The organism is Litorimonas sp. RW-G-Af-16, assembly GCF_048319245.1.
Lineage (GTDB): Bacteria > Pseudomonadota > Alphaproteobacteria > Caulobacterales > Maricaulaceae > Litorimonas.
In genome coordinates, this window is record NZ_CP166993.1 from 261,648 (window position 1) to 285,243 (window position 23,596).

At 53.7% G+C, this 23,596-nt stretch carries 29 protein-coding genes; 19 read left to right on the forward strand and 10 right to left on the reverse strand.

Annotation, left to right across the window (positions count from 1 at the left end):
• Positions 1-2: 2 nt before the first annotated feature.
• Together AB8615_RS01220 and purE are read right to left on the reverse strand one after the other, a co-directional pair.
• Positions 3-1,079: a 5-(carboxyamino)imidazole ribonucleotide synthase gene (locus AB8615_RS01220; protein WP_409433130.1), complete on the reverse strand. Its 1,077-nt coding sequence runs from the start codon at positions 1,077-1,079 to the stop codon at positions 3-5.
• 7 nt (positions 1,080-1,086) lie between these two features.
• The gene (gene purE / locus AB8615_RS01225) at positions 1,087-1,578 is read right to left on the reverse strand and encodes a 5-(carboxyamino)imidazole ribonucleotide mutase (protein ID WP_409433131.1); all 492 of its coding nucleotides are present in this window, start codon (positions 1,576-1,578) and stop codon (positions 1,087-1,089) included.
• 183 nt (positions 1,579-1,761) lie between these two features.
• Here purE and AB8615_RS01230 point away from each other — a divergent pair, with 183 nt between their 5' ends.
• Positions 1,762-2,406: a GGDEF domain-containing protein gene (locus tag AB8615_RS01230; RefSeq protein WP_418152533.1), complete on the forward strand. Its 645-nt coding sequence runs from the start codon at positions 1,762-1,764 to the stop codon at positions 2,404-2,406.
• A gap of 18 nt (positions 2,407-2,424) precedes the next feature.
• Here the strand turns inward: AB8615_RS01230 and AB8615_RS01235 are convergent, their stop codons facing one another.
• Positions 2,425-2,670 (reverse strand): YdcH family protein, encoded by a 246-nt coding sequence (locus tag AB8615_RS01235; RefSeq protein WP_409433133.1) that lies wholly within the window; start codon positions 2,668-2,670, stop codon positions 2,425-2,427.
• A gap of 154 nt (positions 2,671-2,824) precedes the next feature.
• On the opposite strand from AB8615_RS01235, the gene AB8615_RS01240 reads away from it, so the two are divergent.
• Entirely contained in the window at positions 2,825-2,992 is a 168-nt protein-coding gene (locus AB8615_RS01240; RefSeq protein WP_409433134.1) for a YdcH family protein, read from the forward strand.
• A 152-nt stretch (positions 2,993-3,144) separates the two neighbouring features.
• Entirely contained in the window at positions 3,145-3,963 is an 819-nt protein-coding gene (locus AB8615_RS01245; RefSeq protein ID WP_409433135.1) for an SDR family NAD(P)-dependent oxidoreductase, read from the forward strand.
• A 100-nt stretch (positions 3,964-4,063) separates the two neighbouring features.
• Here the strand turns inward: AB8615_RS01245 and AB8615_RS01250 are convergent, their stop codons facing one another.
• Positions 4,064-4,741 carry a cell cycle transcriptional regulator TrcR gene (locus AB8615_RS01250; protein ID WP_409433136.1) on the reverse strand — a complete coding sequence of 226 codons (678 nt, stop codon included), beginning with the start codon at positions 4,739-4,741 and terminating at the stop codon, positions 4,064-4,066.
• Between the two features lie 136 nt (positions 4,742-4,877).
• Here AB8615_RS01250 and AB8615_RS01255 point away from each other — a divergent pair, with 136 nt between their 5' ends.
• Both AB8615_RS01255 and AB8615_RS01260 read left to right on the forward strand, forming a co-directional pair.
• A complete protein-coding gene (locus tag AB8615_RS01255) occupies positions 4,878-5,066 on the forward strand; it encodes a DUF1192 domain-containing protein (RefSeq protein ID WP_409433137.1) in 189 nt (62 codons plus the stop codon).
• Positions 5,067-5,155: 89 nt separating this feature from the next.
• Positions 5,156-5,704, forward strand: coding sequence for a DUF1465 family protein (locus AB8615_RS01260; protein WP_418152534.1), 549 nt, complete (start codon positions 5,156-5,158; stop codon positions 5,702-5,704).
• Between the two features lie 104 nt (positions 5,705-5,808).
• Here the strand turns inward: AB8615_RS01260 and rpmE are convergent, their stop codons facing one another.
• Positions 5,809-6,030 (reverse strand): 50S ribosomal protein L31, encoded by a 222-nt coding sequence (rpmE, locus tag AB8615_RS01265; RefSeq protein ID WP_409433139.1) that lies wholly within the window; start codon positions 6,028-6,030, stop codon positions 5,809-5,811.
• A gap of 133 nt (positions 6,031-6,163) precedes the next feature.
• On the opposite strand from rpmE, the gene AB8615_RS01270 reads away from it, so the two are divergent.
• From AB8615_RS01270 to creD, 7 genes are all read left to right on the forward strand, one after another.
• Positions 6,164-7,474, forward strand: coding sequence for a replication-associated recombination protein A (locus AB8615_RS01270; RefSeq protein ID WP_409433140.1), 1,311 nt, complete (start codon positions 6,164-6,166; stop codon positions 7,472-7,474).
• A complete protein-coding gene (locus AB8615_RS01275) occupies positions 7,475-8,305 on the forward strand; it encodes an enoyl-CoA hydratase-related protein (protein WP_409433141.1) in 831 nt (276 codons plus the stop codon).
• Positions 8,306-8,313: 8 nt separating this feature from the next.
• A complete protein-coding gene (locus AB8615_RS01280) occupies positions 8,314-8,583 on the forward strand; it encodes a hypothetical protein (protein ID WP_409433142.1) in 270 nt (89 codons plus the stop codon).
• 2 nt (positions 8,584-8,585) lie between these two features.
• Complete coding sequence (locus tag AB8615_RS01285; RefSeq protein WP_409433143.1) at positions 8,586-9,311, forward strand: DUF4197 domain-containing protein; 726 nt, start codon at positions 8,586-8,588, stop codon at positions 9,309-9,311.
• Positions 9,312-9,432: 121 nt separating this feature from the next.
• Positions 9,433-9,648 (forward strand): hypothetical protein, encoded by a 216-nt coding sequence (locus AB8615_RS01290; RefSeq protein ID WP_409433144.1) that lies wholly within the window; start codon positions 9,433-9,435, stop codon positions 9,646-9,648.
• 169 nt (positions 9,649-9,817) lie between these two features.
• Positions 9,818-10,093 (forward strand): inner membrane CreD family protein, encoded by a 276-nt coding sequence (locus tag AB8615_RS01295; protein WP_418152535.1) that lies wholly within the window; start codon positions 9,818-9,820, stop codon positions 10,091-10,093.
• Positions 10,032-11,294, forward strand: coding sequence for a cell envelope integrity protein CreD (gene creD / locus AB8615_RS01300; protein WP_418152536.1), 1,263 nt, complete (start codon positions 10,032-10,034; stop codon positions 11,292-11,294). Before AB8615_RS01295 ends, creD begins: the two co-directional genes overlap by 62 nt.
• Here creD and AB8615_RS01305 read toward each other — a convergent pair.
• Positions 11,291-12,463, reverse strand: coding sequence for an acyltransferase family protein (locus AB8615_RS01305; RefSeq protein ID WP_409433146.1), 1,173 nt, complete (start codon positions 12,461-12,463; stop codon positions 11,291-11,293). The two genes, creD and AB8615_RS01305, sit on opposite strands and share 4 nt — an antisense overlap.
• Positions 12,464-12,612: 149 nt before the next feature.
• On the opposite strand from AB8615_RS01305, the gene AB8615_RS01310 reads away from it, so the two are divergent.
• Positions 12,613-13,395: a succinate dehydrogenase iron-sulfur subunit gene (locus AB8615_RS01310; RefSeq protein WP_409433147.1), complete on the forward strand. Its 783-nt coding sequence runs from the start codon at positions 12,613-12,615 to the stop codon at positions 13,393-13,395.
• A gap of 56 nt (positions 13,396-13,451) precedes the next feature.
• Here AB8615_RS01310 and AB8615_RS01315 read toward each other — a convergent pair whose 3' ends face one another.
• Positions 13,452-14,852 (reverse strand): sensor histidine kinase, encoded by a 1,401-nt coding sequence (locus AB8615_RS01315; protein WP_409433148.1) that lies wholly within the window; start codon positions 14,850-14,852, stop codon positions 13,452-13,454.
• A gap of 69 nt (positions 14,853-14,921) precedes the next feature.
• Entirely contained in the window at positions 14,922-15,716 is a 795-nt protein-coding gene (locus AB8615_RS01320; protein ID WP_409433149.1) for a 1-acyl-sn-glycerol-3-phosphate acyltransferase, read from the reverse strand.
• Positions 15,717-15,760: 44 nt separating this feature from the next.
• Here AB8615_RS01320 and AB8615_RS01325 point away from each other — a divergent pair, with 44 nt between their 5' ends.
• Positions 15,761-16,261 carry an arsenate reductase ArsC gene (locus AB8615_RS01325; protein ID WP_409433150.1) on the forward strand — a complete coding sequence of 167 codons (501 nt, stop codon included), beginning with the start codon at positions 15,761-15,763 and terminating at the stop codon, positions 16,259-16,261.
• Between the two features lie 49 nt (positions 16,262-16,310).
• Here the strand turns inward: AB8615_RS01325 and AB8615_RS01330 are convergent, their stop codons facing one another.
• Positions 16,311-17,528 carry a mechanosensitive ion channel gene (locus AB8615_RS01330; protein ID WP_409433151.1) on the reverse strand — a complete coding sequence of 406 codons (1,218 nt, stop codon included), beginning with the start codon at positions 17,526-17,528 and terminating at the stop codon, positions 16,311-16,313.
• 287 nt (positions 17,529-17,815) lie between these two features.
• Here AB8615_RS01330 and zapE point away from each other — a divergent pair, with 287 nt between their 5' ends.
• Complete coding sequence (gene zapE / locus AB8615_RS01335) at positions 17,816-18,922, forward strand: cell division protein ZapE (RefSeq protein WP_409433152.1); 1,107 nt, start codon at positions 17,816-17,818, stop codon at positions 18,920-18,922.
• 180 nt (positions 18,923-19,102) lie between these two features.
• Here the strand turns inward: zapE and AB8615_RS01340 are convergent, their stop codons facing one another.
• Positions 19,103-20,653: a leucyl aminopeptidase family protein gene (locus AB8615_RS01340; RefSeq protein WP_418152537.1), complete on the reverse strand. Its 1,551-nt coding sequence runs from the start codon at positions 20,651-20,653 to the stop codon at positions 19,103-19,105.
• Positions 20,654-20,927: 274 nt separating this feature from the next.
• On the opposite strand from AB8615_RS01340, the gene mdh reads away from it, so the two are divergent.
• The 4 genes from mdh to AB8615_RS01360 all read left to right on the forward strand — a co-directional run bounded on the left by mdh (position 20,928) and on the right by AB8615_RS01360 (position 23,588).
• A complete protein-coding gene (mdh, locus tag AB8615_RS01345) occupies positions 20,928-21,896 on the forward strand; it encodes a malate dehydrogenase (protein WP_409433154.1) in 969 nt (322 codons plus the stop codon).
• Between the two features lie 96 nt (positions 21,897-21,992).
• Positions 21,993-22,469, forward strand: coding sequence for a DUF2141 domain-containing protein (locus AB8615_RS01350; protein WP_409433155.1), 477 nt, complete (start codon positions 21,993-21,995; stop codon positions 22,467-22,469).
• Positions 22,470-22,560: 91 nt separating this feature from the next.
• The gene (locus AB8615_RS01355) at positions 22,561-23,085 is read left to right on the forward strand and encodes a GNAT family N-acetyltransferase (protein WP_409433156.1); all 525 of its coding nucleotides are present in this window, start codon (positions 22,561-22,563) and stop codon (positions 23,083-23,085) included.
• Between the two features lie 56 nt (positions 23,086-23,141).
• Entirely contained in the window at positions 23,142-23,588 is a 447-nt protein-coding gene (locus tag AB8615_RS01360; RefSeq protein WP_409433157.1) for a PaaI family thioesterase, read from the forward strand.
• Positions 23,589-23,596 lie beyond the last annotated feature (8 nt).

A 23,596-nucleotide genomic window follows, 5' to 3' on the forward strand; every position in this document is an offset into this window, starting at 1 on the left:
AATTAATTGCGAGTCATGCGATTGACGTGACCCATCTTGCGGCCTGGACGAATATCTTTCTTCCCGTATATGTGCAGCCGCGCATTGGCCTCAATCGCAATTTTCGGCCAATCCAGAATGTCATCCCCGATAAGGTTCGTCATCGTCACCGTGTGCGCAGGTGTCGTGTCGCCCAGCGGCCAGCCAGCCACAGCGCGGATATGCTGCTCGAACTGATCCACGCAGCCCCCGTCTTGAGTCCAATGACCCGAATTATGCACACGCGGCGCGATCTCGTTGACGATCAAGCTGCCGTCTTGCAGCTCGAAAAACTCGACGCCCATGACGCCGATATAATCTAACTTCTTGAGAATCTTGAACGCGATCTCTTGCGCTTTGCCGTTATCACGCGGCGCGGGGGCAATACTGGTATGCAGAATATGGTTTTGGTGTGTGTTTTCCGTCAGCGGATAAGCGCGACAAGTCCCGTCCATCCCGCGCGCTGCAATCACAGAGACTTCGCGAACGAAGGGAATAAAGGCTTCGACGATCAAGTCTTGCTTGCCCAAACTATTCCACGCGGCTTTCACCTCGCTGTCTTTGCGGATGATAATTTGACCTTTACCGTCATAGCCAAAGCGCCGCGTCTTTAAGACAGCCGGATAGCCGAGGCGTTTTAAAGCGCGTTTGAGAGCGAACTCATTATCAATGTCCTCAAAGCCAGCAACTTCCACGCCAGCTTGCGCGCGCAGGAAAGACTTCTCAGTTAGTCTATCTTGTGCCACATCCAACGCCCGCGCATTGGGCCGTAGTGGCGCTTCGCTTGCAGCCGTTTTGGCAGTGACAGCGGGCACGTTCTCAAACTCATAGGTGATCACGTCGCAGGCTTTGGCGAAATCGATAATTGCGTTCGTGTCTTCATACTCCCCGACAGATATGTAATTGGCGACATCTGCCGCAGGACAAAGCGCATTGGGCGAGTAAATATGGGTTTTCAGCCCTAGCCGCGCCGCTGCCATAGCCAACATGCGCCCAAGCTGTCCACCGCCCAAAATGCCGATCGTGCTGCCGAGGGGTAGAATTTCAAATTCGCGACTCATTGACCTGTTAACCTTTTGGATCTGTGCCAACAGATATGGTTTGCGCTGTGCGCCACGCGATCAACCGCGCCTCTAGGTCACCGTCAGATCGTGCGAGAATAGCGGCTGCCAGCAAGGCCGCATTTTTTGCGCCTGATTTGCCAATCGCCAGCGTACCAACGGGAACTCCGCCCGGCATTTGTGCAATCGACAGCAAGCTATCCATGCCAGATAAGGCTTTGCTTTCCACAGGCACACCCAGCACGGGCAGGTGGGTCATCGCTGCTGCCATACCCGGCAGGTGCGCCGCGCCGCCCGCGCCCGCAATGATGACGTCAAAGCCAGCCTCCGCTGCACCTTTGGAAAATTCATAGAGCCGGTCAGGGGTGCGGTGGGCCGAAATGACTTGCGCGTCATACGGCACGTTCAGCGTGTCCAAAATTTCAGCCGCATGTTGCATGGTCGGCCAGTCACTGGTCGAGCCCATAATGATTGCGATTTTCGGTGAGATCTCTGACATGCTCTCCGCTCCAGTCTATTGCAGGAAAGCGCTGCATATTAGCCAGACTCTGTGACGGGTCAAATGTTAAATAATATACCCTAAGTTGCAATACGGTAAAAAGCATTTACGCTTTAGTAATACCGTGCGGGCTAAGCCAGAGGGGATGTGGGCCATATGTGATTCTAAATTCAGGCTATAACAATGAGCACCCAAAGGGTTTCCAGACTTCTCAACCACGGCGCAACGCCGCTCCGCGAGCAAGGTCATATAATTGATCCGAGACTCGCCAGCGAGAATGAGGCGCTCTCAGAAGAGATCGCCCGCCTGCGCCTCCGGGTGTTAGACTTGGAACGTGCCGCTGATACAGACCCACTTGTGCCGATTTATAATCGCCGCGCTTTCATGCGTGAAGTCCAACGGGCGCAGACGGTCATGGCGCGATACGATATGTTATCGACGATGATCTATATCGACCTGAACGGATTTAAATCCATCAATGACCGTTTCGGCCATGCGATCGGGGACGCTTTACTCAAGAAAATCGGCGAGGTGTTGCTGACGGGTGTGCGAGATTGCGATATGGTGGCTCGCTTGGGCGGCGACGAATTCGGGGTGCTGCTCTTTAAAACCACGCCCAAAATTGCGCGGGCCAAAGCAGGGGCCTTGGTCTGCCGTATTGCAGGGCAAAAAGTGGATATGCCAACGGACCCTGTAAGCGTGACAGCCGCTTGGGGCGTGGCCCCATGCGAAGCGGAAGACACACCAGAGCAAATTCTGGATCGTGCAGACCGCGCCATGTATATGGCCAAAAGGTCTCAAAACGAAGACAGCGCTCCAGACCCCTAGAACAAAACGTAATTGTGCCTAGGCAATTATATCAGGCGTGAGCTGATTTTCTAAATAAGCAATTTGGTCTTTGATCGCGAGTTTGATTTTCTTCATCCGCCCGATCTTGATCATATCGGTCACGCCCGTCTCGTAGAGAGCTTTGATCTGCGTGTCGATGCGCCGATGCTCCGTGCGCAATTCTGAGAGCAGCGCCAGTAGCTCTTCTTCCGTTGGCTCTTCGCTGGCTTCAATCGGCTCTGGGATTTCGGGATCATCAGTCACATCCAATCTCTACAGGACGTGGCCAGTGTCGCAAAACAGAAAATGACAAGATTCGTGCGCTTCATTAAATCATCGTGAGATTTTGCCGCTCCACATGACTCATAGCCAAAAATATGCTAATGCATTTTTACATTGAAAACTATGGAGGAATGCAATGGCCCTATCAGCCCGTCTGGAAACTCTTCACAATAGACATTCAAACCTCGACAGTCAGATCGAACAAGAACTTCGACATCCCGCGCCTGATAATCTTCGCCTTGCAGAACTCAAAAAGCAAAAACTTCACCTCAAAGAGACAATCGCAGAGTTGGAAGGGCAGTAGCCCACCAAAACGTGTTTTGCTTGCCAGTGCAGCGGCCCATCTACGGTCGGGTTTAGCTTAGACACGCAAAAATTTGCCGCGAACGTCGCCGTTTTTAGTTTATCATTTATCGGCACAATCTGTTAGGTCTCTCGCTGAATAAGGAGGGATTTATGTCTGATCGTGTATATATTGTGACAGGTGCGGCCAAGGGGATTGGCTTTGCATGTGCGCAACGATTGGTGGCCGATGGGCACCGTGTGGTTCTGGCCGATATGGACACGGAGGCGGGCGATAAGTCCGCAGCTGACCTCGCGGCGGGCAATGACAAAGCGATATTCGTGGAATGTGATGTCTCTGACCCATTGCATGTGCATAACTTGATCGCGGAAACGCTCGGTAGTTTTGGGCGGATAGATGGCCTAATCAATAATGCAGGGATTGCGTTAAAGGGCGGCTCGCTGGACTTGTCGATCGAAGATTTTGACCGCGTTCTGGCTGTTAATCTGCGCGGCGCGTTTTTGGTGAGCCAGGCTGTGGCTAAATATATGGTCAAAGAAATTGATGACCGCGAAGACCGCTCTCGCCTGACAGATCGTCCCTATGCCATTGTCAATATGTCGTCGATCAATGAGCAAGTCGCTATCCCCGATTACATCGCCTATACAATGTCCAAGGGCGGCATGCGGCAGATGACCCGCGCCATGGCGATTGAACTGGCCCCTTACGGCATCCGCGTAAACGCCATTGGCCCAGGGTCGATCAAGACGGACATGCTAGCCTCTGTTAATTCTGATAAAAAAGCGCAGAAAAAACTGCTGTCTCGGACGCCATTGGGACGGCCTGGTCATCCTGATGAAGTTGCCTCGGTCGCAGCGTTCTTACTCTCGGAAGAAAGCAGCTATATCACGGGACAGACGATCTACCCTGATGGTGGACGGCTCGCGCTAAATTACACCATGCCTGTGGCAGAGGATGAAGACGACGCATAGGCCGTATTTTCGTGTAGCCTGCACTTGAGATATACCCATAAAAAAAGGCCGCTCTACAAATCTGCAGAGCGGCCTTTTTATTGAGTTGCGTTGAAAAGACTTAGTCTTGCGTGGACGGCTTAAACAAGCTCTCCAGAGTATGCTCAACTTTCGGTTTCTCGACAGCTGGTGCAGGAGCGGGTGTGTCGAGCGGCTTTAGGCCGTCGCTCTCGCCTAATTCAGCAGCGAGCTTTTCGTCTTCTTTGGCTTTCTTATCTGCCGCTTTTTTGACCAGCGCGTCCAAATCGATCTGGCTGCACAGGCCGAGGCTGACGGGGTCTGTAGGGTTGATCGTGTTGATCTTCCAATGCGTACGGTCGCGGATAGATTTAATTGTCGGCTTCGTCGTTCCGATCAGGCGCGAGATTTGTGCATCTGTCACTTCGGGGTGATTGCGCACCATCCATGCAATCGCGTCAGGTCGATCTTGGCGACGCGAGAGCGGTGTATAGCGCGGGCCTTTCTTGGACGGCTTGGACAAGACCAGATTGTCACTGTCAAAGCTGTTAGACTTCATGGCGTAAGACGGGTCTTTCTCAGCCTTCTCAATTTCTTCGCGGTTGATCTGGCCGTTCGCAATCGGGTCAGCGCCGCGGATGCCTGCCGCCACATCGCCATCCGCAATGCCTTCAACTTCGAGGATGTGCAGGCTGCAGAACTCGCTGATTTGCTGAAATGTCAGGCCAGTATTGTCAATCAACCATACGGCTGTTGCTTTTGGCATTAGGATCTGTGTCATATCGTTTCCCTTATCTTGGGCAATTTTAGGCATTAAAAAAACCCCGCTCGGCGGGGTTCTGTCGTCAGATTGACCGTCGACACACGTTAACTAGGCGTTTATCACCGCTTTTGCAAGTGGATTAAGAGGTTCAGTCATGGATGAGAATATGCCCCGAACTGGGACGGCTCCTACACCTGGGGAGGATTTATACGGTCTTTCGGTCACGGAACTCAAAGACCGTATCACGCTTTATCGCGAGGAGGTTGAGCGTTTAACCGCAGCACTCGCCAAAAAAGAGCAAGAATTGTCAGCAGCCGACCTGATTTTTAAGGCAAAACCCTGATTCACAGTATTTTCTCGGCTGAGGCCTCCGCTTGGTGCGAAGCTTGCAAACCTCGCTATCCACGATAGAACTCAAACCGAGAAGAGATAATGATGAGCGCCCCATCGCCTATGACACACACACAAAATGATACCCTTATCGCGCAGTCCGAAGCGCGGCTGATGGAGTTTACGCGTTCAGAACTGTTCGCCAAAACCTTCCGCGAAGGCATGGATATGGTCGAAGAGACCGCTGCCTATCTGGACGGCCCGGGCCGTCAGGACAGCAAGCGCCTCGGCCGCGATGACGCACTGACCTATGCCAGCCAGTCAATGCGCCTGACGACACGCTTGATGCAGGTCGCGTCTTGGCTCCTCGTGCAGCGCGCGCTCAAAGAAGGCGATATGAGTTTGGCAGAGGCCCGCGCGGAGAAATACCGTTTGGTTGCCGAGAACAAAGAGGGTGAATTATCATTCTCAGAGGTCGCGAAAAACGCCTATGCGCTGCCAGCCCGTCTGCTAGACTTAATGGCACGCTCAGAGCAGCTTTATGAACGCATCATGCGCCTAGATCGCTCGCTCTATGCCGCCATCGCCGCCCAAGCGGGCAACACGGTCGCCGACCAAATGACCCGTCTGAATGAGGCGTTTAAGCGGTAAGTTACCTACTACAGATATATAAAAAGCGCTCTCTCAAGGGCGCTTTTTTTGTGTCTGGGTAGGGGTAATATAAAAAAGGCGACCCGTGGGCCGCCTTTGAAATCTTAAACGCCGAAACCTGCGAATTTGTCTTTGAAGCGTGACACGCGTCCGCCGCGGTCCATCAATTTGCCGTCGCCGCCTGTCCAAGCCGGATGCGTCTTGGAGTCGATATCGAGGACGAGCGTATCGCCTTCTTTACCGTAAGTGCTACGTGTTTCGTATGTTGATCCGTCCACCATCTGAACTGTGATCATGTGGTAATCTGGATGTCCGTCTTTTTTCATAATATGGCTCCTCAGCCTTTGGTCACGGGATTGCGTTAAATGGTCCCCCGCTCGAGCGCGCGATATAGGATACCCCCCAAATCTCGTCAAGTTCATATTGCGCCTGACGTGAGCGCGTTCTACCGTCGCGCTAATGTCTGATCTTTTCCAAGTCACAGGTCTTGAAGACCAAGCCCCGCGCCCGCTCGCGGACCGTCTACGCCCGCAAGTGATCGAGGACGTGGTGGGGCAGGATCACTTGATCGCCGCAGGTGCCCCGATCGGGCGGATGTTAGAAAGCCGCCGCATTGCGAGCATGATCCTTTGGGGGCCGCCTGGGGTCGGGAAGACAACGATTGCGCGGTTGATCGCGGATCATGCAGATCTGGAATTTGTGCAGCTATCCGCTGTCTTCTCTGGCGTTGCCGATTTGCGCAAAGCGTTCGAGGCCGCCAAGGCCCGCCGAGCCACAGGGCGCGGGACGTTATTATTCGTGGACGAAATCCACCGCTTTAACCGCGCGCAGCAGGACGGCTTTTTGCCTTATGTCGAAGCGGGGATTGTGACGCTGATCGGAGCGACGACAGAAAACCCAAGTTTTGAACTTAACGGCGCTTTGCTGTCCCGCGCGCAAGTTTTTGTTTTGAAGCGGCTGGATGAGGCAGCATTGGAAGGCTTGCTGCAACGCGCAGAGCAAGAAGTGGGACAGCATTTGCCGCTGACCGCTGACGGGCGGGTCGCGCTGATCGGATTTGCGGACGGGGACGGCCGGTACCTCCTGACACTGGCTGAGGAAATTTTCGCCGCTGCAACCTCGACCCCGCTAGATAGTAATGGGGTCGCGGAGATGTTGCAAAAACGCGCGCCCGCCTATGACAAATCTCGTGACGAACATTATAACCTGATCTCGGCTTTGCATAAATCTATGCGGGGGAGTGATCCAGATGCGGCGCTATATTGGTTGGCACGGATGCTGACGGGCGGCGAAGACCCTCTCTATATTGCCCGCCGGATTGTGCGCTTTGCCAGCGAGGATATTGGCCTTGCTGACCCCACTGCACTGATGATCGCGAATGAAGCCATGGCGACCTACCGCTTCCTTGGCAGTCCAGAGGGAGAGTTGGCGATTGCCCATGCCGTCGTCCACCTCGCCACCGCGCCAAAATCTAATGCGGTCTATGTTGGCTATAAAGCGGCCATGTCGGCGGCCAAACAAACAGGCTCACTCGCCCCGCCCAAGCATATTCTCAACGCGCCGACCAAGCTGATGAAAGACATCGGCTACGGCGCGGGCTACGCCTATGACCACAACACGGAAGAGGGGTTTTCAGGCCAAAACTACTTCCCCGACGGCATGGCGCGACAAAACTTTTACGCTCCCCAAGGCAAAGGCCGGGAGCGATCCATCAAAGAGCGCCTCGACTATTGGGCAAAAATACGTGACGAGAAGATGAAAGAAATTTAAATGACCTACACAACAATTACTATGACGCCAGACGTCAATAATTCGCAAGTCGCGATCCTGACGCTCAATCGGCCGGAGGCGATGAACAGCTTTAATGTTGATATGTGCTACGAGATGATCGCGGCGGTTGAGGCTGCGGATGCGGACCCTAATATCCGCGTGATTGTCGTGACGGGGGCAGGGCGCGCCTTCTGTGCTGGCGCAGATATTAGCCAGGGCTTTGACGCCGTTGCGCCCTCTGAAGTGGACGAAGCCACAGGCATTGGCCGTGATTTGGGTGGGGTGCTGAACCTTGCATTATTTGATTGCGACACGCCAATTCTTGCCGCCATTAACGGCGCAGCGGTTGGTATCGGCGCGACGATGACGATCCCGATGGACATTCGGATTGCGTCAGAAAAATCGAAATTTGCCTTTCCCTTTGCGCGTCGCGGCATCGTTTTTGATGGTGCGGCGAGTTGGTTCCTGCCGCGCTTGGTCGGTTTTGCGAAAGCCAATGAATGGATTTTGAAAGCTGATATTATAATGGCGGATGAAATGCAGCGCGCAGGGTTTGTGTCCGAAGTCCTCGCGCCAAAGAACGTCTTGCCACGTGCGCTGGACCTTGCCCGAGACATCGCCGTCAACTGCTCCCCGACAAGCACAGCGATCAATAAGCGTCTGTTGCGAGACTCGATGTTTGGCAGCGGGGCGATGGACGGCGCGGCCTATCAAATGCATCTCAAAGAGAGCGAGTTGCTAACGAAAGCATTTGCGAGCTATGATTGCCACGAAGGCGTCACCGCATTTTTCGAAAAGCGTCCGCCGAAATTTAAAAATCGGGAGGGCTGAGCCCTATTATGACCAAAGCTGAGCGTATCGCAAACTGGGAAAAGACCCGAAAAATGGGCTATCCCAAATATATTCTGATTTACGGGATTTTACTGTGGGCTGTTCCTATCTGGCTTTTGCTTAGGTTTGTTGATTATTTCCAGGGTAATCCGCCCTTTGACGGCTGGTTTATGAGTGTTCCAGCATCATGGCTGCTTGGAGGTGTGCTGTTTGGAAGTGTTATGTGGTTTACCGCAGAAAAAATACATAAGGCGCAAAAGCAAAATTTGGAGAATTGATCATGGATAGACGTGTGGTATTATTGGGCTTGCTAAGCTCGCCCCTCGCGGCGTGCGAGACGCTTGACCCAGCTGTGATTGACGGCATTCTCGGCGGGGCTGGCGGGCTCTCCCAAGCGGACGCGGCGATGGGAATACGTGCGGCGCTGAATAACGGGGTTGGCAATGCCATCGCCAATCTCGGGGTCGTTGACGGATTTCTCGGGAATGCGCTGGTTCGTATCCCACTGCCCAAAGTCCTCCAAGATGTGCAGAGCTATCTTGAGCCGATCGGTGCGGACGGCCTGCTCGTAGAACTACAGCAGCAATTAAATAGGGGCGCGGAAAAAGCAGCCCCTGTGGCCAAAGATATTTTTGTCAAAGCGGTATCCGATCTCACTATCACGGACGCGATCAATATTGTGCGCGGGCCAGACAATGCGGCGACGGATTATCTGCAAAGCCGCACGAGCTTCGAACTGGCGCAGCTTTTCGCACCGATCATGGAAAATGCGCTGGGCCAAACGGGGGCGCTACAACTGGTGGATCAAGTTGCTGGGCAGCTTCGAAATGTGCCGTTCGCGCCGGGGCTCGGCGCGGATGCGCGCGCGGATCTGGTGAAACATGGCGTAGACTTCGGGCTGGAGGGTATCTTCTACTATATTGGCCAAGAAGAAAAAGCGATCCGCGAGAACCCCGCCAAGCGCACGAGCGAAATTCTGCGCCGCGTTTTCGGAGCTTATGCTTAGCTGCCGTAAGGTGCCTAAAAGCTTAAACTTTCGTAGGGGCGGAAATTAATGCTTTAACTTTTGGTTAACTTGTGATTCAACGTAAAGGTCTAGTCGGGGCGCACCCAACTACGAGCCCCGCATGTCGCTTTCCACATTGTCACCCAGCCAGTCGCTCAAAGCCTTGATAAAGGCTTACGTGTCAGATGCGGTGCCTGTGCCTGTGACGACTGACAATGTGACTGACCTCATCTCAGGTTACGAAGCTGAGGCCCTACGCTTTATGATCGATACTGACGAGACAATAGATGACCTCTGCGTACCAGCCTTCCGCGCCGTGCTCGAAGCCGCTGAATAAAATACCCGCCATAAATTAGCCGACATTTGGCCGCGCCGCCGTCGCGCTCTGGCCTACGAAAAACCGCGCGAAAACCGTCTTCGTGCCACGTCCTCGCCTTCTGCTGGCCTCCTGTCTCCTTCATTCCAAAAGCTCATATTCATTTTGGAAAAAGAAGAGAGGGGGCATTATGTCCGACACACCCACACTCCCGCCGACGCCTGGTAAATTCAAACCGCGCCCGCCGCGAAAACCGTTTTTTGCGGGACGGTCCAGCGGATTAAAACTCATCATCGTCTGCGCCTTGGTCTTGCTCATGTCGATCCCCGCCATGTTCATTTCCTATATCAGCTATGAACGGAGCAGCCGCGCGGATGACGTAACGCGCGAAGTCTCCCAAGACTATGGTGGAGCCGCAACTGGTCACGGGGCCACACATCGTCGTGCCATACGTCAAACGCAATGACGACGCGCGGGAGATGACCTTGGGCGATTACGTTTTTTCCGCAGAAACAGGAGAGGTCGTGTTGGACGATATAAAAGTCAAAGAAGTCAGCTTGTCGCTCTTTGACGTGCCAGTATTTAAGACGGACGGCACGCTGTCGGCGAGCTTTTCTGATCCCCGTAAAATTGACGTTGATGATCGGCTAAAGCTCGATTGGTCGCAAGCGATGATCGTGTTCAATCTGTCCGAAGTTAAAGGTTTGCGCGGTGATGTGCAGCTCAAGATCGGCGACACGGCGCAGCAATTTACCTATCAGCAAATTCGACGCCCTAATGCCCCAAGCTATACCCAACGCACGCGCAGCGGCGATGGTGACATCATTGAGACGCAGCGGATTTACGAGTTAAATTATGATCTCATTGCGCAACGCGATGGGGGATATTTGGCCGTCCCAGCTACCGCGCTTCTGGCGAAGTTTGACGCGGGCGCGACTCGCTTGACGACGACGATTGATCTCAGCCTCTCAGGTGCTCAGAAATTATCTATCGTGCCATTTGCGAAGCTGACGAAAATTAACTTACAGTCTAACTGGCCGCACCCCGGATTTGACGGCCCGTTCCCGCCAGATGATCGCGAAATCACGGAAGAGGGTTTTGCGGCGAATTGGACGATCCCTCTGCTGCGTCGCGGTATTATTAGTCACGGTTCAGCGCGCGGCTTTCGGCAGCTTTACGAAACATATGGCGGCATGTCGGTGAACTTTGTCTCGCCGCTTGACCCCTACCGCACAGTCAATCGCGCGTTGAAATATAGCGTGCTATTTATCGGGATGGTGTTTCTGGCTTACTTCTTGTTTGAAGTGATTGTCGGCGTGCCCGTCCACCCCGCGCAATATATCCTGATTGGCCTCGCGCAGAGTATCTTCTATCTTCTGCTATTGGCATTTTCCGAGCGGATTGGTTTTACGGGCGCGTTTGCGATATCAGCGGGGGCAACGATTGCAGCAACGTCTGGCTATGCGGGGGCTGTGTTTGGTGGCCGTCAGTATATCGCCAAAGCGGGGGCTGTGTTCCTGCTGGTCTACGGCTTGCTTTACGCGCTGATGCGGATGCAAGACTTCGCGTTGATGATCGGAGCCCTAGCGAGCTTTATCGCGATTGCTGGCACAATGTATCTGACCCGTAACATCAACTGGTATGGGGCGAAAAGCGCGGCGGCTTAGCTGCGCTTACCCAGCACTCTGGCAATCGCTGCCGCTTTGGGATCTTTGGCGAGTCCCGAAGCGGCAGGTTCCGTTTTAGTAATGCCGTGGCTGCCAAATTTCTTACGCAGCGCAAGGAAGCGCTTCTCGACCAAATAGTAAGACACTGCGGCGAAGTAAACGCTGATCGGGAAAGCGATTAAGTGCGCCAAAGTCGTATCGCCCATCGTCCGCACACACATATCAATGATCGGCACATGCCAGAGATAGAGCGCATAGGAGACGACGCCAAACCATGCCAGCGGCTTCCACTCCAAAATACTGATCACCCAGCGAACTTTGTCCCAGAAAAAGAGATTAAGGAACAGCACGAACAGCGCCATGCCTTGCAGTGTGAACCGCGCCGTGTAGCGAAAGCTCTCATCACGGATCAGGAAGCTCGCCAAAATCGCGACAAGCGCCGCGCCGATTGGCACCCAGCCCATGAGGCGTTTGAGGCGTGAGGCATCGCCGAGCACATGCAGCAGCACTGACAGAAAACACCCCCAGACAAGGCTATCAATACGCGTATCCGTCATCATGTAGGTATAGTCTTGCACGGGCAGGGCGGTCTGTGTGTAAATCACAACGCGCCAGAGCAGAGCCGCGAACAGCACAACGCCCAGCCCCCACAAAATACGCTTCCAATTCCCGCCGAGTAAGACAAGGAAAGCAGGGAAAATCAGGTAGAAATGCTCCTCTACGGCCAGCGACCAAAGGTGCGTCCACGGCATAAAGGGCAGCTCGCCCCCCATGCGCGTCACGACTTGGAAAATATTCGTGCCGTAAAACACCGCTGAGAGTAGCTCAATCAAAGTTGGCCCGCCCCAACCCAAAGCCAGATAAGCGATGCTGGTGCAAATCACCATGAGCAGAAGCGCGGGATAGAGGCGGATGAACCGCCGAATATAAAATTGTTTCAATCCGATACGCCCTTTGGCCTCGCGCTCCGCGATTAATAGGCGTGTGATTAGAAAGCCTGAGATAAAGAAAAACACCGTCACGCCGAAACCGCCAGGGATCAAATGTTCCAGTCCCATATGGGCTAAAATCACGATCAGGACGGAAATAGCTCGGATTCCGTCCAGCCCTGGAATATAACCATATCCCGCTTGAGGGGAGAGAATCGGGTGTGTTTTCGTATCTATCATCCCCTGAGACGTGCAGGATTTATGCCAAACTCGCGTGGTATAGCTCCGAGGCTAAAAGCGACAAAATGCCGTGGGTTTTGTCACTGAAACCCCTTCGCTTCCGCTGCGTTATCCTTTATAAGACGCACTTAAAGAAGGAATTATGAGCTATGGTTCAGTTAACACTGCCGAAAAATTCAAAAGTCCGCAAAGGCAAGCATTGGCCAGCGCCAGCTTCTGCCACGCGACTGAAGACGTTTAAAATCTATCGGTATGACCCGACAGATGGCGGCAATCCCTATTGGGACACCTACCAGATCGATCTGGACGAGTGTGGCCCGATGGTGCTGGACGCTCTGTTTAAGATCAAAAATGAGATTGATCCGACGCTCGCCTTCCGCCGTTCTTGCCGCGAAGGTGTGTGTGGCTCCTGTGCTATGAACATTGGCGGGCGCAACACTCTGGCTTGCACTAAAGGCATAGACGAAGTCGGCGGGTCTAACACGATCACGATCAGCCCGCTGCCGCATATGCCTGTCGTGCGCGATTTGATCCCCGATCTGTCGAATTTCTACACGCAATATGCTTCGATTGAACCGTGGCTGCATACCAGCACGCCACTCCCGACCGAAGAGATCACACAAACGCCAGAAGACCGGGAAAAACTCGACGGCTATTATGAGTGTATTCTCTGTGCATCCTGTTCCACATCTTGCCCATCATATTGGTGGAATGGTGATCGTTACCTCGGCCCAGCGGCGCTGCTGCAAGCTTATCGTTGGTTGGTGGATAGCCGCGACGATGCGACGGAAGAGCGTCTGAACCAACTCGAAGACCCGTTCAAGCTCTACCGCTGCCACACCATTATGAATTGCGCCAATGTCTGCCCGAAGGGTCTAAACCCTGCCAAGGCGATTGCGGATGTGAAAAAAATGATGGTCGAACGCGCCTAGTCTAACTGCCGCGCAACCGCGCTTTTAAGCGCAAAAAATTTAATGATCGGCTGGCGTTAACTCGCAAGCCGGTCAATTTTTTTGGCTTCCTCTAAGGCGTCTTCGGCAACATCAATATCGGTCACGAAAGCCGGCAAAACAATCTGGTAGATAAAGGTCGTGCCTTTGCCAAGCTCGCTGGCCACACGCATTTTTCCGCCCATCGCCTCGACGAGTTCTTTAGAAATTGCGAGGCCCAGCCCTGTGCCTTGGGCGGTGGAGCGTCGACTATATTCAACCTGCTCGAAGCGTCCGAAAATACGTCCGAGATCTTTTTCGGGAATGCCCTTGCCCGTATCACGCACATAGATCGCTAACTCCATAGCCCCGCTATCAAGGTTTTGACCGCGCACGCTGATGCAGACATATCCCTGATCGGTAAATTTGATCGCATTGCCAATCAGGTTATGAGTGACCTGCCGCAATCGACCTTCATCCCCGAGAAAGGCTTGTGGCAGGTTGGGGTCGTAATCGAGATAGAGCTTGAGCCCTTTGGCGGCTGCTGACGGCAAGTGCAATTCGTAGAGCTTTTTGAACATCGAAAAAAGATTCATCGGCTCTGATTCGATCATGACTTTCCCGGCGTCGAGCTTTGACAGGTCCAAGACGTCATTGACGATGCTGACAAGACCCGCACTGCAATTATTGACGATTTGGGCATAGTGGCGCTGCGAAGGGTCGAGATCCGTTTTCAGCAGAAGCCCTGACATCCCGATAATGCCGTTCATCGGCGTGCGGAGCTCGTGGCTCATATTGGCGAGGAATTGCGATTTCAATTCTTCGGACTGACGCGTGCGGACGAGGCTTTGTTCGAGGCGATCAAACAGGTCATACATTTTATGGCTGACGACAGCCGCAATGACGCAGACCAGAACAAGCGCGATTTGGCACTGAAAAGCCCGCTGATAATTGCGAGCTGCTAACAAAGCGACATCCGCCCCAACGGGCGGCGGCGACATTGTGGACACAAAATACAACCCCCAAAGAATAATACTCGCGGCCAGACAGTAATAGACAACGGCCCGCCATGTGCTGACAAATCCGTTCAGCAAAGCCCCCGCCATGATCAAAGGCAGTAATGCAGAATTAATCCCCACGCTTTGGTCGAGCGCAGACACAACAACACCCGCCAATAAAAAAGCAGACAGCAAAAACGAAAATATCAAGTATCGCTTTGTATAGCGCAGCAACAGGATGAAACCGACGAGTGAAATAACGCCGAAACAAGCCAGGGAATGATCAATGGTCCACCGACCATAGGTGAACCACATGGACACCAAATTCACAAGCTGGATCACGATAAAGGTAAGGCCGACCATGTAAACCGCGCGCCCACGCATGAGGGCGCCCGCGCTCTGGGTTTTATCCAGACGCAGAAAGCGCTCCATTTGATCATGGGAACTAAAAAAATTCTGCATTACGCCTCACCCACTGTTTTGACAGGCATAGGCGTGGAATCTTAGAAAAAGCTTAAGTTCAGACGTGCTTTATAGGCTTTCTACAACCTGACGAATGTGACGCGTGGCGTCATCTGCGTTTTTTGACAGCGCACTGGGCGGGATAGCTTCGCCAAAGGTCATTTCAAAGAGTTGCCCCTTTTTGTTCAGAAGCTCGTGAAACAAAGTGATGTCTCGCAATTCTGCATTGAGCTTTGTGAACAGATAATAAAGCCAGCTATTTCGGGCGCGAATCCGTAGTGGAATGACGGGCGCGTTATATTTCTTCGCGAGCATAGCGGCGGATGTCTCCCACGGTTTATCGACCAGCCCGCGCCAGCTGAGCTGTGCCAGACGCCCGCTCGGGAAAATCACAACGCATTTTTCGGCGTCCAAAGCCCGCTTTATATCAACAAGGGTTTGCCGCGTTTTAGCTGTGCTGCGTTTTTCCTTCACCCACTCAACCGGAATGATAATGTCTTCGCCATTGGGGATCACACGCAGGGCGTCCGCATTGGCGAGGAAAACGTGATCAGGTCTGCGCTCCCGAATGGCTTGAAACACAGCCATTCCGTCGGCGAGCCCCGTGGGGTGATTGCAGATCAACACACAGCGCCCCGTCTTGGGCAGATATTCTAAGTGCTGCACAGCCGTGCGCGGGCTCACGTGTCGCGTTACCATCTTGAACGCATCGTGCCCGCTCATGGGGCGGATCGCATCCGCTAGAAAGACCGCGGCGTCATAGGCTAACATGCGATAAAGCGCAGGGCGCACAGCTTTGAATAGTCGCGGGCGACTGGTCAGCTTTGGCGCGCGTTCCGCAATTAATTGTTCAACAATATGCACGCTCGCTTATTGACGAAAGCACGCGCACTTGGCAAGCGCGGCCTATGACTGAAACAATCCCAACGACTCCGATTAATGTCCTGTTTCTCTGCACGGGTAATTCTGCACGGTCGATCTTGTCTGAAGCGCTCGTCAATGATTTGGGACAAGGCCGATTTTTAGGATGGTCAGCGGGTAGCCACCCCAGCGGGCAGCCCCATCCTGATGGTTTGAAAGAACTCTCCAGACGGGGGCACCGCACAGATCTTTACCGCTCAAAATCATGGGACGAATTTGAAGGCGCAGACGCACCGCGCATGGATATTGTCGTCACAGTTTGCGACAATGCCGCCAATGAAGTCTGCCCCGTCTTTCCTGGCGACCACATCAGCGTCCATTGGCCCGCACCGGACCCCGCGCATGTTGAACCGATAGCGGTTCGGCAACAAGCTTTCGCGGATGTGTATGACCTGTGCCGCGCGCGAATAGAGGCGTTAATAGCCTTGCCGCAAGATGCGCTGGCTGACCGCGCGACGGTGCAAGCGATCGCTGGAATTTCGACATAAAAAAGCCGCCCTCCGAAGAGAGCGGCTTTCCATATTAATGCGCGAAAGATTATTTCTTACGCGTCGTACCTTTTTTGGCAGGCATCCACTCATTTAGTTTCTTGCCAGCCCATTCGCGGCCACCCATGCCAAAGGCAATCGCGCCGCCAATACCAGCCGCGACCGCAGCTGCACCGAGGCCATATTCAAACGCCGTATTCACGATGTCTTCGCCCAGTTGCATTGTTTCTAGGCCCATAAAGGTCACGATAACGATAGTCGCGTATTTGATGATTGTGCCAGCGAGATCACCCGATGTTTGCGTGACGATCTTCGAGACGAAATTCGCAATGAAAAGGCCCGCACCAATAATCACGGCGCCTAATACAACACGACCACCAACTTCCAGCAGTGTATTAAAGACATTCGTCAACTCAGGAATACCGAGCGCTTTCATAGCTGCGGTCAAACCCATCAAGACAATACCGACAAATGCAATCGTTGCGATCACATTTGAAGGCACAAACCGTGGGCCTTCGCCGTCAAGGCTTGCAACCGTTGAGAGCGAATTATCGACGCCCAAAGCTGGGAGCGTGTTTTTCGCAAGGTTGGAAACAAAGCGACCGATAAAGACCGCTGCGCCCAAGATGATAGCGGCACCAAGTATGCTTGGGATATAATCCAAAACAGTTCCTAGCATGCCTGACACCTCATCAGAGAACCCTGGAATATCCCAGATGCCAATCGCAGCAATAGCGAATAACAAGATCACGATCGCTTTGGCCAAACCACCGAGGCTAGATGCGATAGAATTTGAGGCTTCACTTTCCGTGTCTGTCACGCCGTATTTCGACGCCAGGCGGTCAACTTGTGCCACTTCCAAAGTGCTGGTCAGCGCATTTTTGACGACATTTGACAGCATAACACCCACAGCAAAGACCGCGATACCGATCAGTAATTGTGGGAGATAGTTAAAGATGTTGTCCATCATGCCGTTGAGGAAACCCAGCTCTTGCGAAATTTGCGGAAACTGCGAAAGGCCCATCAAGATGAAGACCAACCAAAGCACCCAAAACACGGCCTTTGACAATGACTTGCCGATATTGCCGCCCGTTGTTTGGGCCTTTTTACCAAGCCCTGTGCGGTTGATCGCAGTTGAAACGATGGTCGCGGCGATTTTTGAGATGAAATAGCCGACGACTATTACAAGAAGTGCAATGAGCGGCCCAACCAGCCACTGCATCCCGTCAGGCAGTAATCCTGCCAGTGAATTGTTCATTTGTTCCATGGAAATTTTCCCTCTTTATATCTGCGCCAGCCCTGACCCCCATGGCCGTCGGACGCAAAATCGATTCATATTAACACGATGTAACATAAACGGGACATGAACGCTAATGTTCCCTCAATTTCAAAACTAATCTGCGGCGCTTGCACGAGAAAGGCTTGACCGCTGCGCCGCCTCTGACAATGAGGGGGCATGAAGCCAGTTCACATAGAGCGCAAAGTCTTGTTCATCTGCGTCAGCCTCGCCGCATTTGGCTTACTGGCCGCTGCGATCATTCGGATTAGCTTGCTATGAGCGGGACACAAATAAGAGGGCCCGTTGAGACAGAGCTGCGAGCGCGCATAGCGAGCGGGGCTTTGTTTGAAGACCCAGCCCAACTGGCGGCGGCGCGAGAATTGGATGCCTTATTGGTGCGGCTGGAAACTCCCGTCAAACGTGCGGGGCTTTTCTCTCGCAAATTAATTGCCCCTATCGGACTGTATATGTGGGGCGGGGTGGGTCGCGGGAAGTCCATGCTGATGGACTGGTTTTTTGAGGCTGCCGATATCGAAGCCAAACAGCGCGTGCATTTTCATGCCTTCATGCTCGACGTCCATGCCCGTATCTCCCGCGCGCGAGAGACGGGGCAGGGCGAGCCTATAGCAGCCGTCGCTAAGGATATCGCGGAGGAAGCCGCCTTGCTCTGCTTTGACGAATTTCATGTGACGGACATTACCGATGCAATGATCTTGTCCCGCTTGTTCGAAGCTTTGTGGGCGCGGGGGATTGTCGTCGTCGCTACGTCCAACCGTGCGCCGAGCGGGCTCTATGAACACGGTTTGAACCGTCCGCTATTTGAGCCATTTATCGACGTGATGGATGACCATATGATTATCCACGAATTTGCGGGTGAGACCGATCACCGCTTGCGCCAATTAACGGCAGCCCCCGTCTATTATTCACCGCTGGGCGATCAAGCAGATGCAGCCATAGACGCCGCGTGGCGGCGCTTGACGGGGGAAGCGAAAGCCAAGCCGACGGAGCTGTCCGTGCAAGGGCGGACATTATTGTTGCGGCGCACAGCGGCAGGCACGGCGCGGGCCAGCTTCGATAGGCTCTGCGCGCAAAATTTAGGAGCCGCAGATTACCTCCGCCTCGCCCACGCGTTCCAGACTGTAATCCTTGAGAACGTCCCGCAAATGGGGCCAGAAAACCGCAATGAAGCCAAGCGCTTCGTCACGTTGATTGACGCCCTTTACGAGACCCGTACCAAGCTCGTCATGTCCGCCGCCGTCGAGCCGAGTGAGCTATATAAAGACGGTGACGGTAGCTTTGAATTTGAACGCACGGCCAGCCGCCTAATCGAAATGCGCAGCGAAGACTATCTCGGCGCCCGACGAAATATGGGGGAGGGGTGATGAGGGCATTGTAGAAATGGAGTATTAGGATTTCATGGTGCGCCATAGCTTTGAAATGACTATGACTGCGCATTTATAACTTGCGCATGGGCAAAGGTTTAGTCGGGAAATATTGGGCTTTGGCCACAAAAAAGCCCCCGCGCTTGGCGGAGGCTTGATGTCCTTTGCGGCGGTCGCGGATTACTCTTCCGCTTCCAAATCCCGCACGACGGCATCTAGGAAGCGCACGCCCCAGCCTGCATGGCCTTTGGGCGTGGTTGGGATACCTTTATCGAGCCAGTCTACGCCCGCAATATCCAGATGCACCCAGGGGCGATCCTCATCAATGAACGTGCCAATCACAGCGCCGCCAATAGACGCGCCAGGGCTGCCAGCGGTGCTTTTTATATCGGCAATATCGGACTTGATAGCGCTGTAGTGATTATCGTTGAGGGGCAGGGGCCAGACGTCTTCGCCCGCCGCTTTGCCAATGTGCATCATGTGCTGCGATAGCTCCCAATCGCGCGTTACGACCGCGCCGTAATCGTCACCCAAAGCGCGGGCGGCTGATCCTGTGAGTGTCGCAATATCGATCAATAAGCGCGGATCATATTCTTCCTGCACATAGGTCACAGCATCAGATAGTATGAGGCGGCCCTCGGCATCAGTTGACATAACCTCGATCGTTTTCCCTGACATGGTTTCCAGCACATCGCCCGGGCGGATTGCATCGCTGGCGGGCATGTTTTCAGCCATCGCCATCACGCCGACGACGTTCACATCTGCGCCTCGTTTGGCCACTGAGTAAACAGCGCCCGCGACAGCTGCTGCACCCGATAGATCGGACTTCATCAGCCACTGGCCCGTATTCGGCTTCAAGCTAATCCCGCCTGTGTCAAAGGTGATGCCCTTGCCGACCAGAGCGATTGGCGCATCTGTGCGAGCGGCCCCCGTATAGCTTACGACCACGAGGCGAGGGTCATGCACGGAGCCTTGTCCAACCCCGATAAGGGCGCCCATATTGCGGCGCTCCATATCATCAAGGTCTAGCACGTCTACACGGACATTCGCCACCCCGCGAAACAGGGCTCGCACGTCTTGGGCAAATTTCTCTGGATACATAGATTTGCCAGGCTCCGTGCCCATATCGCGAGCAAAGTAAACGCCTTTGGCGACATGACCAAGATCGCTATCAAACAACGATTTGGCTTCGTCCGTGTCGTCAGAATGGAAGGCGACTGTGCGGTCCACGTCTTTGTGATCCGTCTTATATTTCGTGAAGCTGTAAGAGCCTAATTTATATCCCATCGCGATTTGCGCCGCTGCGACCTCGACGTCTGTATTCAAATCATCAATCATCACGGATAGCGAGGCGTCATTATCACTCGCACCCGCGACATGCCCGCCCAAATCGCGCAATTGGCGCACGCTCAAGTCTTCGTCGCCAGTGCCAATCACGGTCACAGACGTAAAGGGGGCCATGCCGTAAAGCTGGATCGACTTCCCGAATTTGCCTTTGAATCCAGCATCCTCAATGGCTTGTTCCAAACGGCCCTCGGTCTTGTCATTTACCTCGTCAGCTGCACCAGATAATGCGCCATCAGCGTCCATAAACACCGTGACATGGTCCTGCGTGTCCGCGCTCAATGTTCCGAAGGCAAAGCTGGTCTCGGCCCAAGCCGCTGGGGCAGTGGCCAGCAAAATAGCCGCGCTGAGGGATGTGGTGCCGATGATAAGAGATTTCAGACCCATGATAAATTCCTTCCAAATGTGATATGCTTGTGACTCATATACGACCTGCGTCGTCTTTGGGATAGCTTGGCGGGAATATTGCGCCTGTGTCCAATATGACTTGCTTATGGCAAGTATAGTCTGTGCATATGGAATGCACCCGCTTGCGAGGATTTTGTTTATCTTATTATTTGTGGCGCAAAGTTTTTGGCTAGGCATTGCACCCCTCACGCGCAGCCGCTAAAGACCCTGCACATTCAGCCATCCCGTATATTGGGACCAAAAGGAGAAACACATGGCACGCGCGAAAATTGCCCTCATCGGCGCCGGTATGATCGGCGGCACATTGGCCCACATTGTGGCTCGCGAAGAATTAGGCGACGTTGTCCTGTTCGATATTTTTGAAGGCACAGCCAAAGGCAAGGCGCTCGACCTCGCCGAAGCCACGCCAGTTTTTGGCAATGACTGTCATCTCAAAGGCACCAATGACTATGCCGATATTGCGGGCGCAGATGTTTGCATCATCACAGCAGGCTTCCCGCGCAAGCCGGGCATGGACCGCTCTGAATTGATAGGCAAAAACCTCGGCGTGATCAAGCAAGTCGCCGAAGGCATCAAAGAACATGCGCCCAAAGCCTTTGTTATCTGCATCACCAACCCGCTCGATGCGATGGTCTGGGCGTTGCAAAAATTCTCAGGCCTGCAGCCGCGCAAAGTTGTCGGCATGGCGGGCGTGCTAGATAGTGCGCGTTTCCGTTGGTTCCTCGCCGAAGAATTTGGCGTATCTGTACAGGACGTTCACGCCTCTGTCTTGGGTGGACATGGCGACACTATGGTGCCGCTGACCCGCTATTCCACAGTTTGCGGCGTGCCGATCCCTGATATGATCAAGATGAAGTGGACGACACAAGAGCGTATCGATGCCATCGTCGACCGCACGCGCAAGGGTGGCGGTGAAATTGTCGGCTTGCTCGGCAATGGGTCAGCTTTCTATGCGCCAGCAGAATCAGCTGTCGAAATGGCAAAAAGCTACCTCCGCGACAAGAAACGTATCCTGCCATGTGCTGTGCGCCTGTCGGGTCAAATCGCCGGTGTGCGCGGGCTATATGTCGGTGCGCCAGCCATGATCGGTGCGCGCGGTGTCGAGAAAGTCATGAATATCCGCCTCAAAAATGACGAGCGCGAAATGTTTATGAAATCTGTCGCAGCCGTCGAGAAGATCATTGCCGACTGTCAGGAAATGGAGCCTTCGCTGAAGGATTAAAACGGTCTTGCAGTATATGACTATAGAGCGGGTCCAGGTGGCCCGCTTTTTTGTATTTACGCAGGAACGATAGCCCGCCCGCGACGTATCAATAATATGACACATACAAACACATCGCGTTTTTTGAAATCATCCATTGCTCTCGCGGCCTCTGCAACGGCTTTGGCCATGCTTTCGCAAGCGCCTGCATTTGCGGCTAGCAAACCTCCGACGACGTCGCAGCTCACGATCAAAATCACAGGGTTTGAAGACCAATCGGGCCAAGTCCTGATCGCGCTTTTTAACAGCGCCGACAGCTATGACAGCGAGACAGCCTTCCGCGACGCAAAGATTGCGGTCACCCAAAAAACGGTCAAAACGTCATTCGACGATCTGCCCGCCGGAACATATGCTTTCAAACTCTTCCACGACGCCGACGGTGACGGAGAATTAGATACAGACGGATTTGGAATCCCGTCAGAAGACTATTATTTCTCCAATGACGCATCCGATCCCTTCAGCGCACCAGAATGGGACGAAGCGCAATTTGACCTCACGAAAGCCAAAGTCACGAAACGCGTTCGGCTAGACTAGCCAACACACCAAATTTGACCACAGCCCCGCCTCTTTCTCCCCTAAAGAGGTGGGGTTTTTTATATTGGGCTTTTGGTCTATGGATCAGGCTATGACTGATATTATCCTAGAAACCGAGCGCTTAATCCTCCGCCATGTCGATCCTGATAAGGATTTCGAAGCAATGGCCGATTGTTACTCCGATCCCGAAACCATGAAATATATTGGCGGCGAGACGATGAACCGCGCACAGGCGTGGCGCTCTATGGCGATGATGATGGGGCATCAACAAATGCGGGGCTTTTGTTTTATGTCCTGCATCGAAAAAGCGACGGGCGAGTGGGTAGGGCGCGTGGGGCCGTGGGCGCCCGAAGGTTGGCCTGCGCCGGAAGTCGGCTGGACGATCCACCGCAATCATTGGCGCAAAGGCTTCGCCAAAGAAGCCGGTCGCGCATGTATCGACTATGCTTTTGATACGCTCGGCTGGGACAAAGTGATTCATGTGATCCAAGACGGCAATATCGGCTCGATGAAAACGGCCGAGGCATTGGGGTCAAAACGGCTATATTCCATGGACGGCATTCCCGAGGTGACGGACGAATTCTGCTGGATTTATGGGCAAGATAAGCCTTTATAGGCGCTGCTATAGGCGCTACGCCTGCGCCAATTCACTTGCCCTTGAAAGCTGAAACTATGACCAAACCCCTTAAACCCAAGCGCGTGACTTCGGGCGAATTTGCGGGCTGGCAAAGCTGGCAAGCTGATGAGTATGAGGCCAAGACAGTGGGGCCGTTCTATCATCGGGTTGACGACGCAGGGTCTATCACGGCGATGCGGGTGGAAACGCGTCACCTTAATGGCGGGGGCGTCATGCATGGCGGCGCGTTAATGAGCTTTGCCGACGGGGCGCTCTTTAATATTTCTGAGGAGGTCATGGACGGCATTTACGGCGTTACGGTTACCATGAATTCAGAATTTCTCTCGGCGGCTAAGCTTGGCCAAATGCTAGAGGCGCGCGGCGACGTCTTGCGGGCAGGGCGGTCCCTGATTTTCGTGCGAGGCCTGATCACAGCGGACGGTGTGCCGTGCCTCAATTTCTCTGGCACCATCAAGAAAATTAGGGCAAAGGCGCCGAGCTGAAATAGGAG